We start from the raw sequence: 12,278 nt of genomic DNA, 5'->3' as shown, positions 1-12,278 counted from the left end.
CGCCGCGATTGCCCTATGAAATGAGGCTTGTCGCTCGCGCAGGCGAGCAGGGGATGTCTTTGGTGAAGCCTATATGATCGGGCTGGTGATCGTCACCCACGGGGGCCTGGCCTCTGAATTCCTGTCGGCGATGGAGCATGTGGTGGGGCCGCAGCGCGGCGTCGCCGCCATCTGCATCGGCCCCGAAGACGACATGGAGCGGCGCCGCCGCGACATCGTCGACGCCGCCGCCGCCGTCGACGAGGGCGAGGGCGTGATCCTGCTGACCGACATGTTCGGCGGCACCCCGTCCAATCTGGCCATCTCCGTGATGGAGCAGACCGGCGCCGAGGTGATCGCCGGGCTGAACCTGCCCATGCTGATCAAACTGGCCAGCGTACGCGGCCGCGAAAGCCTTGAGGCCTGCGTGGCCCATGCTCAGGACGCCGGGCGCAAATATATCTCGGTCGCCTCCTGGGTCCTGGCGGGCGAAAAATGACCGACACGGCCGATCCAGCCTCCAGCGCGACGGCGACCCTGAACATCTGCAACCAGCGCGGTCTGCACGCCCGCGCCTCGGCCAAATTCGTCAAGCTGGCCTCGGAATTCGAATCCGAGATTCAGGTCACGCGCGACGGGGTGAGCGTGGACGCCCGCTCGATCATGGGCCTGTTGATGCTGGGGGCGGGGATCGGTTGCGACGTGGAGGTGAAGGCACAGGGGCGCGACGCCCCGGAGGCCGTGGCCGCCCTTACCGATCTTGTGGCGCGTCGCTTCGACGAGGATCAGTAATCACGTCCGGCGGCGTCCGGACCACGCCCGCGCACTCGCCTTCCAGCGGCACCCTGACGCCGTCGCCTGACCGATCCGTGCGGTCGCGGAACAGAGCCGCACGGGCCAGAATGATCAGCGTCACCGGCGTCGTCGCCGTGAAGAAGACCGCCGCGAGCAGTTCCACCGGCATGAACCGCCCCTCGGCCCCGGTGAAATAGACGACCGAGCCGCACAAGACCGCGAACATGCCCAGCGTCGCCCCCAGAGTCGGGGCATGAACCCGCTCATAGAAGGTCTGCAGCCGCACAAGACCAAGCGCGCCGATGAAGGTCAGCCCGGCGCCGAACAGCACCAGCCCCGCCGCCAGCAGGGCCGCCCAGGCCGGGACATTGGCCGGAAAGCCGCTCATTCGATCACCTCGCCGCGCATCAGAAATTTGGCCAGAGCGACCGAAGAGGTGAAGCCCAGCATGCCGATGATCACGGCCGCATAGAAATACTGCTGGGTTCCCGTCCGCACGCCAAAGGCGACGATCAGCAGCATCCCGGCCTGATAAAGGGTGTCCAGTCCCAGGATGCGGTCCTGGGCGCGCGGACCCTTGGCGATGCGCCACACCCCGATCAGGGCCGCGCCCGCCAGAAACAGCTGCGCCACGACCAGCGCCCAGTAGAAGACGGCGCCGCTCATTCGAAAATCTCCATCAGACGGCGCTCATAACGATTCTTGATGCGCTCCGCCCAGTCGTCCCCATCCTGAAGGTCGAGGATGTGAAGCAGGAGCACGCCGGTCGCGTCCTCATACTCCACCCAGATCGTGCCCGGGGTGCTGGTGATGACCACCGCCAGAACCGCCAAGCCATAGCGATCACGCATCTCCAGCGGAATGTGAACAAAGCCCGAGACGCGTTTGTCGCCCGACGGGTTCAGACCCAGTACGACCAGCGCCACCTCCCAGTTGGAACGGATGATGTCGCGCGTGACGACCACGGCGAAGCTCAGCAAAGTCAGCGGCTTTCTTAGCCGCACCGGCTCGACATCCAGCACGCGCATGATCTGAGGCGCCGCCAGAGCCATCAGCAGGGCCAGAGCCAGGGACGGCGGCGCCGTCGAGCCGCTGAGCAGCAGCGAGGCCCCGAACAGTCCCAGTGACAGTATGGGGTGAGGCAGAACCGCCCGGATCATGCGCCGCCTCCCAGCACTGCGCGGATATAGGCGTCAGGCCGCACCAGCCAATCGGCGGTGTGGTCGGCGTAGGTAAAGCCCGCCTCGCCGAAAACCGCCAGGAACAGGCAGGCCGCCAGCAGGCCCGCAATGGCCACGCCCTCGGCGGCGCCGACGACGATCGCCGGCTCAGCGTCGTCATCGCGCGCCCACAGCGCCGCCATGCCCAGCCGCGTCAGACCAATCAGCGCGCCCAGAGAGGCCAAGGACAGGGCCGCGATCACTCCGTACCCAGCCCAGCCGCCGAGACCCGACAGGGCCTCCATCATGGCCAGTTTGCCGATGAAGCCCGCCAGCGGCGGCAGGCCGGCGATCATCAGGGTCGAGATCAGGAAGGCTCCGCCCAAAGCCGCCACCGCCGCGGGAATGACCAGACCCGGCTCATTGCGCTCTTCGTCGTCAAAGGGATCGAAATATTCATCGTCGAAGACGGCGCGGCCCGAGCGGGCGCCCAGGTCCTGGCCTCTGTTCAGCACCTCGGCCAGCATGAAAAGGGCGCCGCAGGCCAGGGTCGAGCCGACCAGATAGAAAACCGCTCCCCCCAAGACGTCGGCGTTACCGGTCCCGACCGCCGCCAGCACCGTGCCCGAAGAGACGATGACGGCGTAGGCCGCCGCGATCGACAGGTCGCGCGCCGCGATCATGCCTGCCGTGCCGAAGCCGATGGTCGCCAGCCCGCCCAGCAGGATCCACAACTGGCCGAACCCGGCCGAGTCGCCGCTGTCGGGCGCGAACAGCAGGAAGCTGAGACGGATGATCACATAGGCGCCGACCTTGGACAGGATGGCGAAGACGGCCGCCGCCGGCGCGCTGGCCGCCGAATAGGTGGTGGTCAGCCAGAAGCCGAGCGGCCACATGGCGCATTTGGTCAGGAAGGCCACGCCCAGCACGGCCGCCCCGACGTGGAACAGGCCCCGGTCCGCCGCGGCGATCTGGGGGATGCGCACAGCCAGATCGGCCATGTTGAGGGTGCCGGTCACGCCGTAGATCAGGCTGACCCCGATCAGGAACAGCATGGAAGCCGTCAGGTTGACGGCGATATAGGCCAGCCCGGCGCGAATCCGCGCCTCGCCCGAACCATGCAGGGCCAGGCCGTAGGAAGCCGCCAGCATGATCTCGAAGAAGACGAAGAGGTTGAACAGGTCGCCGGTCAGGAAGGCCCCGTTGACGCCCATGACCAGCAGCAGGAACAGGGCGTGGAAACGCGGCCCGGCCCTGTCCCATCGCGCCAGGGCGAAAATCATTGAACAGGCGCCCAGCACGCTGGTCAGGGCCACCATCAGCGTCGACAGACGATCCGCCACCAGGACGATGCCGAACGGCGCCGGCCAGTCGCCCAGTTGATAGACGCGGGCGGTGTCGCCGCCGCCCGCCGCCCCGGTCGCGCTTTCATGCAGAAGGGCCAGGGCCATGACCAGGATGGCGGCCATGGCGAACAGGCTGAGGCCGCCCTTCAGCAGACGGCGCCGCTCGTCAAACAGCAGCATAGCCGCGGCGATGACCATGGGCAGAACGATCGGCCCGATGATCAGATGTTCCTGCCAATCGGTCATTCGGGCGTCTCCTGGCCGTCGACATGGTCGCTGCCCGTCTCGCCGCGCGAGGCCAGCAGCACGACCAGGAACAGGGCCGTCAGGGCGAAGCTGATGACGATGGCCGTCAGCACCAGAGCCTGAGGCGTCGGGTCGGCGTAGAGGGCCGGATCCTCGGCGCCCTTGCTGGTGAAGGCCGCCGCGCCCGAACGCAGCCGCCCCATGGAGAAGATGAACAGGTTGACTGCATAGGAGACCAGCGACAGGCCGATGACGACCTGAAAGGTGCGCGGGCGCAGCATCAGCCACACCCCCGAGGCGGTCAGCACGCCGATGGCCAGGGCCAGGACGATCTGGGTCATTGCGCCCCTCCCTTCTGCTCGGCCTCTGCCTCAGCCTCGGCTTCCTCGATGCGCGCGCGGCGCAGCGACTGGTGAGCCAGGGCGACCAGCACCAGAACGGTGGCGCCGACCACCAGCACCACCACGCCCAGGTCGAACAGCACGGCGCTGGCCAGCGGCACGCGGCCTAGCAGCGGCAGGTCGGCGTATTGGAAATAGGAGGTCAGGAACGGCTGGTCGAAAATCCAGCCCACGGCGCCGCTGATCGCGGCGATCAACAGACCGACGCCGATCCAGATGATCGGGCGGATCTCAAGCCGCTCCTCCACCCAGCGGGCGCCAGACGCCATATATTGCAGGATGAAGGCGATCGACAGCGCAACCCCTGCAGCGAAGCCCCCGCCCGGCAGGTCGTGCCCGCGCAGAAACAGATGCACGGCCAGAAGGATGATGAAGGGGAAGAGCCAGCGCATCACCACGCCGGGGATCAGCATGGTGTCGCTGAGGGTGTCGCCCTCGCTGCGGCCTTCGCGGGCGCGGTCAGACGCATCCTGGACGCGTTTCTGCATCGGCTGGGACAGGCTGTCGCTGGCCGGGCGGAAGCGGCGCAGCAAGGCCAGCACCGTCAGGCCGACGACGCCCAGGACGGTGATCTCGCCAAAGGTGTCAAAGGCCCGGAAGTCCACCAGGATGACATTGACGACGTTGCGGCCCCCCGCCTCCTCATAGGCCTTCTCGACGAAGAAGCGCGACACCCCCTCGACCGGCGGCCGCACCATGACGGCCCAGGAGATCAGAGCCACGCCCGCCCCGGCGAAGATGGCGATGCCTCGATCCAGCCGACGACGCCAGCGCGCACGGCGCTTCTCGGACTCGGGTACATGGATCTCGGCCAGCCGCTTGGGCAGCCAGCGCAGGCCCAGCAGCAGCAGCACCGTGGTCACCACCTCGACCACCAGCTGGGTCAGGGCCAGATCCGGCGCCGACAGCCAGACGAAGGTCAGGCAACTGGCCAGCCCCGCCCCGCCCATCAGAATGACGGCCGCTAGGCGATGGTATTTGGCCTGCCAGGCCGCGGCCAGGGCGCAGGCTCCGCCCGCCAGCCACAGGGCGGCGAAGGCCAGGTTGTGCGCCTGGGGTACGCGGAACTCGGGCCAGGTGAGGACGAAACCGCCCGCCGCCGCCACCACTCCCGACAGCAGGGCCGTCAGCACGATCAGGCGCAGCTGCGGCTGAAGCCTCTGGGCGCCGAGTCGATGGATGATCCACTGCGACAGGTCCATCAGCATGACCTGGGAGCGCTCGAACAGATAACCGCCGTTGAGCCGCTTCATGCCCCAGGGACCGCCGCGCGGATTGGCGTTCAGCGCTTTGCCGAAGACGACATAGAGGCCGATCCCGCCCGCCATGGCGATGACGCTGAGCAGCAGCGGCAGGTTGAAGCCGTGCCACAGGGCCAGGCTGTAATAGGGCAGGTCGAAACCGAGCATGGTCACGGCCGCGCTGCGCAGGAAGGGGCCGACGGTGACCGCCGGAAACACCCCGACCAGCAGACACAGGGCCACCAGCACCTCGACCGGGCGCCGCATCCAGGCGGGCGGCTCGTGCGGGACGCGATCCAGCTCGGTCGGCGGCGGACCGAAGAAGGTCGTGTGGATGAAGCGGAGCGAATACAGGACGCTGAAAGCGCTCGCCAGGGTCGCCAGCACCGGCAGGGCCTGATTCAGCGCCGAGGTCTGGGTGCTGGCCAGGGCCTCGGCCAGGAACATCTCCTTGGACAGGAAGCCGTTCAGCAGGGGCACGCCCGCCATGGCGGCGGCGGCGACCATGGCCAGGGTGGCGGTGATCGGCATGAAGCGGATCAGGCCGCTGAGCTTGCGCATGTCGCGCGACCCGGCCTCGTGGTCGATGATGCCCGCCGCCATGAACAGCGAGGCCTTGAAGGTGGCGTGGTTGATGGTGTGGAAGATGGCGGCGATGGCCCCCAGGTCCGACCCCAGCCCCAGCAGCAGACAGATCAGGCCCAGATGGCTGATGGTCGAATAGGCCAGCAGGCCCTTCAGATCGTGCTGGAAGATGGCGCACCAGGCCCCGACCAGCAGGGTCGTCAGCCCCAGGCCGCCGACCACGAAATACCACATCTCGGTCTCGCCGAAGACGGGCCAGAACCGCATCAGCAGGAAGACGCCCGCCTTCACCATCGTCGCCGAATGCAGATAGGCGCTGACCGGGGTCGGCGCCGCCATCGCGCGCGGCAGCCAGATGTGGAAGGGGAACTGGGCGCTCTTGGTCAGGGCCCCGATCAGGATCAGACCCAGAGCGACCGGATAGAGGGGGCTGGCCAGGATGACGTCGCGCGCGGCGATGACGGCGTCCAGCTCATAGCTGCCGACGATGCGGCCGATCAGGATCATGCCGACGAGCAGGGCCACCCCGCCCGTGGCGGTGATGGTCAGCGCCATGCGCGCGCCCTCGCGCGCCGAAGCGTTCTGGTGCCAGTAGCCGATCAGCAGGAAGGAAAAGAGGCTGGTCAGTTCCCAGAAGACAACCAGTTGGATCAGATTGCCCGACAGCACCACGCCCTGCATGGCGCCCATGAAGGCCAGCAGGAAGGAAAAGAAGCGCGGCACCGGATCCTTCGGCGACATGTAGTAGCGCGCATACAGCACCACGAGGGCGCCGATCCCCAGGATCAGCGCGCTGAACACCCAGGACAGGCCGTCCAGCCGAATGGTGAAATTCACCCCCAGGGACGGCAGCCACGCCAGCGTCAGCTTCAACACCTCGCCGTCCTGGAATCGGGGCCAGAGCACCGCCAGACAGCCGACGCTGATCAGGGCGATGATCCACGACAGAGCAGCCGCAGAGGTCCGCGCGTGACGCGGCAGCCCCGAGGCGATCATGGCCCCGACGAAGGGCAGGACGAGTATAATTAGCAGGAGGAAGCTGGCGGGCACGGGCGTGTCGATCATCTCCGATAGGTTGTGGGACGGCGCTGCGGAGGACGCCCCACGCGCCTCACCGTTCTGCCAGACTTTTTCCTAAGGGAAATGACGCCCTTGCGTCAAAGCGACGAGTTGGCGCGATTGTGACCGTAGCAGGAACGGTTTAGCGCCCGCCGAACCGCAGCGCCGCCCCTTCGGCCGGCCCCTGCCCTGGCGATCAGACGCCTGTTATCGCCCCGTCTGCGCGAATCACCACGACCTGCTTCAGCGCGCTGACCTCGAACGGCTTGGCGAACAGGGTCGAGACCTGCATCAGCGCCGCCTCGGCCCGATCCTCGGTCAGAGTCAGCAGGATGAAGCCCTTGGCCGACTGGTCGCAGAAGCGCACCTCGTCATTGGCCTGCATCAGGGCCGCGCCGAGAGGGAAGCCGCCGATGGCGTCGCCGATCGAGGGGCTGGAGATCGCGCTGGTCCCGAACTCGATCGCACGACGCGCGCCGCCCGCGTCCTTCAGTTCATTGACCCAGAAGGCGTGGCTGTCGCCGGACAGGACGATGGGGTGCACCCCCGCCTCGGCGAAGGCCGCGTAGAGGCGCTCGCGGCCGGCCGGATAGCCGTCCCAGGCGTCGAGGTTGAACGGCAACCCCATCTTGAACAGGAACAGGGCCTGTTCGAACTGGTCGCGGTAAGCCTCGGGAATCCGGGCCATCAGGCCCTGAACCTCGGCCTCGGTCAGGGTGCGCGACACGTCGGGCCCGGCCACGCGCGCCATGACGACCTGATTGCCCAGCACCTGCCACGGCCGCCCCGTGGCCTTTGACGCGGACAGTTCGCGCTTGAGCCAGTCGCGCTGCTGGGCGCCCATCAGATCGCGCACCGGGTCGTTCAGCTTGGCGCGAAAGGCGTCCAGGTCCAGCACCGGCTCGCCGTCCGGTCCCTCCATGGCCGTCAGATCCTTGGCGTAGTCCAGCGGCTCGGTGCGGCCGGTCAGCCGCGTCTCGACCATCATCAGGCTGGCCAGGTCGCCGAAGTGGAAGCTGCGGTGGATCGCCTCCTTCAGCGCGCCGGGCTCAGCCTCGCGGATCGGCATCCACTCGTAATAGGCCTTCAGCGCCGCCGCCTTGCGCTGTGCGAAGTCGCCTTCGGTCTCGGGCTGATGGTTCTCCGCGCCGTGCATCCAGGCGTCATTGGCCGTCTCGTGATCGTCCCAGACGCAGATGAAAGGGGCGCGGGCGTGAGCGGCCTGAAGGTCGGGGTCGGTCTTGTACTGGGCGTGACGCAGCCGATAGTCGGCCAGGGTGACGATCTCATGCGGCGGCTGCGGCTCGCGACCCAGCTTCGCCCCCGTCGCCATGCCATAGGCGTCGTCTTCCGCCCCATATTCATAGATGTAGTCGCCCAGATGGACCACGGCGTCCAATGACGGCAGGGCGGCGATGGCCTCATAGGCGTTGAACAGTCCGCCGGGGTGCAGTTGACATGACGCCACCGCCAGATTGACTGGCGCCACGCCGTCCGCCGCCAGCGTCCGGGTCCGACCCAAAGGCGACTGCGTCTCGCCGACAGCGAAATCGTAACGATAATCCCGGCCCGGCTTCAGCCCGGCCGCATCCACCTTGACCGTATAGTCGCGTTCCGGCCCCGTCATGACGTGGCCCGTGGCGACCACGCGGTCGTCCTCGCCTTCCAGCACGCGCCAGACGACCGACACCGGCCCGGCCTGTCCGATCTCGGGCGTCACCCGCGTCCACAGGATGACCCGATCCGTCGCCGGATCGCCGGAAGCGACGCCATGCGCGAAGGCGACAGCGACGTCTTCACCGGAAGGAAGCGTGGCGCAACCGGCCGCCGCCCCCGCACCAAACAGGCCCAGCAGGCCGCGACGGTTCATGCTCATCCTCGCGGCCCTCAGTAACGCAGGGTGAAGGCGACGCCGTAGCTGGCCCCGCGCCCGGCGATGAAGGTCGGCAGACCCAGCGCATCGCCGGTATTGCCTGCATCCTTGATGTATTTCTCGTCCAGGATGTTGTCGCCGAAGGCCTCGACGCCCCAGTTCCCGCTCGACGGGGCGTAGCGCACCCGCAGGTTCAGCAGGCCATAGCCGTCCTGATACTCGTCCTGGATCAGGTCGGGCACGAAGTTACCGGTCTGCAGGTCCGGGCGGTCGTTGTCGTCGTCGAAGAAGACCTTGGACTGCCACGTATAGGTCGGCTGGACCTCGAACGCCCCGCCTTCGACCGGCAGGCGCCAGGTCGCCCCGATCGAAGCCATGTGATCCGGCGACAGGCGGAAGCGGTTGCCCTTGCGCGCCCCGCTGTCGAAGCGCGAGTGGTTGTAGCCATAGGAGGCGAACAGGTCGAACGTCGGCGCCACGGCGAAGGCCGCCTGACCTTCAAAACCATAGGCGCTGGCCTCGCCCGCATTGATGGTGACGAAGCGGGTCCCGTCCTGCTCGGTCGTCTGGAAGTTGTCATAGGCGTAGTGGAAGACCGCCGCATCCAGACGCAGGCGCCGATCCATCAGCGCCGTCTTATAGCCGACCTCGAAGCTGTCGACCGTTTCGGCCGCGACCACCTGGAACTGGGGCGCGCCCAGCGGAGCCGAGGGGCCGCGCACTTCCAGCACCTCCGGGCGACGGCCGCGCGCATAGTTGGCGTACAGGCTGGCGTCTTCCGACAGGGCGTAACGGGCGTTCAGCCGCCAAGTGAAGCCGTCGTCCTTGTGATCCGCGTCGATGCGGCTGCCATTGCCCGCCGTCGGCTGGCTGGTGATGCCGAACAGAGGAACCATCGTCTCGGGCAGTTGGCCGTACATCGGGTTGGCCAGCGCCGCCAGCAGGGCCGGAACCTGTGCGGGCGGCACGGCCCCCTGCGCCACGGCCAGCAGGCCGCCCAACGTCGAGCGCCCGTTCAGCACGGCGGCGGAATAGCCCGTCGTCTTGTCGTCGGTGGTCCAGCGCAGGCCGCCCGCGACCTCCAGCCGGTCCGTGACCTGCACCGTCACATCCCCGAACACGTCCCACGAGGTCAACTCGCCGAAGTTGGTCGAGGTCTCGATATGAGCCGACTTCAGATTATCGGCGATCGGGCCGGCCAAAGCGCCTCCGCCCAGCGGCGTCAGCATCTGCGCCAGAGCCAGCCGCGCCAGCGTCGGATAGGCCGCCATCGGCAGGGTGTTGCGCCCCACGTCCGTCGGGCTGCCGTCCAGCAGCCCGGCCAGTTGCACCAGCGCCAGACGTTCGTCGAACTGGGTCGGCATCCGCTGGAAGCCTTCCTCGCGGAACCAGCCGGCGCCGACGAAGCCGCTGACGCGCCCGCCGTTGTCGTAGTTCAGGCGCAGTTCCTGGCTCCACTGCTTGCCGTGGGCGTGCTCGGCCGCCGTCAGCAGCGGCAGAGACAGGCCGTCCGGGTCGAAAACCTCGGTCGAGTCGAAGGTGCGGTAGGCCGTGGTCGAGTTCAGCGTCAGCGACGGCGACAGCCGCCATCTGGCCAGCCCCGTCACGCCCCACACTTCCCGATCCAGTCCCAGACCCACGCCGCCGTCGAAGTCGGCGCCCGGCGTCAGGGCCGCGCCCTCCCACGGATCACGTCCGCCCAGCACGGCGCCGGTGTTCGGGTCGGCCGGGTTATAGGCGATGGACTTGAATGACGTCGCCGAGGCGTCATCGACCTGATAGTTGGCGATCAGGTCGAACGACAGGTCTTCGGTCGGCGCCCAGGCTCCTGACAGGCGCACGGCCTTCGTCTCGATGGAGTTGTAGTTCTCGCCGCCCAGCAGGTTCTCGACCGTGCCGTCGCGCGTCTTCATCCGCGTGGCCAGACGCAGTGCGCCCGTCTCGCCCAGCGGGGCGTTCACAAAGCCCTCGACCGAACGATAATCCATGTCCCCCGCCTCGATGCGGGCGGCGGCGCCGTACTGGCCGGGGCGGGCGCGATTCTGCACCAGATTCACCGCGCCGATCAGGGCGCCGCGACCATACAGGGTCGACTGCGGCCCCTTGGCCACCTCGATACGCTCCATGTCGAACAGTTCGACATAGGAACCGCGCGACTTCGAAATCGACACCCCGTCCTGATAGACGGACACGCGCGGCTCGGCCGTGGCGGCGCCCGAGTCCGAGGTGATGCCGCGCATCACAAAGCCCGGATTGTTCGGCGACTGGTTCTGCACCAGGAAGCCCGGCACGAAGGCCGACAACTGATCGAACTCCTGCACGCCCAGGCTTTCCAGGAAGGAACCGCTGTAGGCCGTCAGGGCGAAGGGCACCTCGATCGGATCCTGGGCGCGCAGTTGGGCGGTCACGACGATGTCGTCCACGGCGGTCGTCGCTTCGGCAGGCGATGCGGTCTGGGCGTGCGCGACCCCAGCCGCCATCAAACCAGCGACGGCGACGCCCGCCAGAAATCCCCGCTTGAGACTGATCGGCTTCATGATCCTACCCCTTGAGAAAGCGGGACAGACCTAGAGGCGCGCAATGTCGTAGACGCGACGGCGCCGTCACGGCGCGATGAAGCTGCGGCGGCGGTTAGGCGAAACTCCTTCGCCCCACGGCCTATTACCACCGTCCGATCGCCCGGCGATCCGCAGCCTCGGGCGAACGCAAGTCGTCGCCGCGCATTCCATCTGACAATGGAGGATCACATGGCCGCTCGCCCGACCTGGCAAGGACATCTGAAACTGTCGCTCGTCACCTGTCCGGTGGCGCTCTACACCGCGACGACAAGCGCCGCCGACGTGCGCTTTCACCTGATCAATCCGGACACCCACAACCGCATCCGCATGGTGCCGACCGACCCCGACGCCGGGCCGGTGGAGCGCAGCCATCTGGTGCGCGGCTATGAGGTGTCGAAGGACGAATACGTGCTGTTCGACGACGCCGATTTCGACAAGGTGCGGCTGGACAGCACCAAGACCATCGCCATCGACAAGTTCGTGGACGAGGCCGACATCGACCGTCTGTACTGGGACGATCCCTTCTTCGTCGTCCCCGAAAAGGGGGCGGGCGTCGAGGCCTTCGCCGTGATCCGCGACGCGATGCAGAAGCAGGGCAAGGTGGCGCTGGGCCAGTTGGTCCTGCGCGGCAAGGAACGTCAGCTGGCGCTGGAGGTGAGGGGCAAAGGCCTGCTGGCCTACACCCTGCGCGCCCATGACGAGGTGCGCGACGTCGACGACTATTTCGACGACATACCCAAGGTGAAAGCCGACGCCGACATGGTCGAGATCGCCGCCCGCATCATCGCCCAGAAGGAAGCCGACTTCGACCCCACCGCCTTCAAGGATCGCTATGACGACGCCCTGCGCGAGATGATCAAGGCCAAGACCAAGGGCGGCGAGGGTCTGGTCGACGTGGCCGAGCCGGACGACACCAACGTCATCGACCTGATGGCGGCGCTGAAGAACAGTCTGAAGGGTTCGGCCGGCGGCGCGCGCAAACCGGCGGCGAAGAAGCCCGCCGCCAAGTCGGCGCCGCGCAAGAAGACCGCCTGA

11 protein-coding genes are annotated in these 12,278 nt (G+C 67.4%); 3 read left to right on the top strand and 8 right to left on the bottom strand.

Translation table 11 applies throughout. The features are described from left to right. Nucleotides 1–73: 73 nt before the first annotated feature. Together D1604_RS05195 and D1604_RS05190 are read left to right on the top strand one after the other, a co-directional pair. A complete protein-coding gene (locus D1604_RS05195; protein WP_024355210.1) occupies nucleotides 74–478 on the top strand; it encodes a PTS sugar transporter subunit IIA in 405 nt (134 codons plus the stop codon). Further along, entirely contained in the window at nucleotides 475–771 is a 297-nt protein-coding gene (locus D1604_RS05190) for an HPr family phosphocarrier protein (protein WP_024355211.1), read from the top strand. Before D1604_RS05195 ends, D1604_RS05190 begins: the two co-directional genes overlap by 4 nt. Here the strand turns inward: D1604_RS05190 and mnhG are convergent. The 8 genes from mnhG to D1604_RS05150 form a co-directional block, all read right to left on the bottom strand. Next, nucleotides 731–1,162: a monovalent cation/H(+) antiporter subunit G gene (mnhG, locus tag D1604_RS05185; protein WP_024355212.1), complete on the bottom strand. Its 432-nt coding sequence runs from the start codon at nucleotides 1,160–1,162 to the stop codon at nucleotides 731–733. The genes D1604_RS05190 and mnhG overlap by 41 nt on opposite strands. Then, entirely contained in the window at nucleotides 1,159–1,440 is a 282-nt protein-coding gene (locus D1604_RS05180; protein WP_003169845.1) for a K+/H+ antiporter subunit F, read from the bottom strand. Before D1604_RS05180 ends, mnhG begins: the two co-directional genes overlap by 4 nt. Beyond that, nucleotides 1,437–1,934 carry a Na+/H+ antiporter subunit E gene (locus D1604_RS05175; protein WP_029673695.1) on the bottom strand — a complete coding sequence of 166 codons (498 nt, stop codon included), beginning with the start codon at nucleotides 1,932–1,934 and terminating at the stop codon, nucleotides 1,437–1,439. Before D1604_RS05175 ends, D1604_RS05180 begins: the two co-directional genes overlap by 4 nt. Then, complete coding sequence (locus tag D1604_RS05170; protein WP_119412505.1) at nucleotides 1,931–3,526, bottom strand: monovalent cation/H+ antiporter subunit D; 1,596 nt, start codon at nucleotides 3,524–3,526, stop codon at nucleotides 1,931–1,933. Before D1604_RS05170 ends, D1604_RS05175 begins: the two co-directional genes overlap by 4 nt. Then, nucleotides 3,523–3,867 (bottom strand): Na+/H+ antiporter subunit C, encoded by a 345-nt coding sequence (locus D1604_RS05165; RefSeq protein WP_003169848.1) that lies wholly within the window; start codon nucleotides 3,865–3,867, stop codon nucleotides 3,523–3,525. The genes D1604_RS05170 and D1604_RS05165 overlap by 4 nt, the downstream gene beginning before the upstream one ends. Further along, entirely contained in the window at nucleotides 3,864–6,818 is a 2,955-nt protein-coding gene (locus tag D1604_RS05160; RefSeq protein ID WP_119412504.1) for a monovalent cation/H+ antiporter subunit A, read from the bottom strand. Before D1604_RS05160 ends, D1604_RS05165 begins: the two co-directional genes overlap by 4 nt. Before the next feature lie 190 nt (nucleotides 6,819–7,008). Continuing rightward, nucleotides 7,009–8,688 carry an alkaline phosphatase D family protein gene (locus D1604_RS05155; RefSeq protein WP_119412503.1) on the bottom strand — a complete coding sequence of 560 codons (1,680 nt, stop codon included), beginning with the start codon at nucleotides 8,686–8,688 and terminating at the stop codon, nucleotides 7,009–7,011. 11 nt (nucleotides 8,689–8,699) lie between these two features. Then, on the bottom strand, nucleotides 8,700–11,222 hold the full coding sequence (locus tag D1604_RS05150) for a TonB-dependent receptor (RefSeq protein WP_119412502.1): 2,523 nt from the start codon (nucleotides 11,220–11,222) through the stop codon (nucleotides 8,700–8,702). Between the two features lie 210 nt (nucleotides 11,223–11,432). Between D1604_RS05150 and ku the strand changes: the two genes are divergently transcribed. Beyond that, a complete protein-coding gene (gene ku / locus D1604_RS05145; protein ID WP_119412501.1) occupies nucleotides 11,433–12,278 on the top strand; it encodes a non-homologous end joining protein Ku in 846 nt (281 codons plus the stop codon).

The sequence above is a fragment of the Brevundimonas sp. LPMIX5 genome, assembly GCF_003576505.1.
Lineage (GTDB): Bacteria > Pseudomonadota > Alphaproteobacteria > Caulobacterales > Caulobacteraceae > Brevundimonas > Brevundimonas naejangsanensis.
Note: the sequence above shows the minus strand (reverse complement) of the source record. Positions and strands in the feature narration are given on the sequence as shown.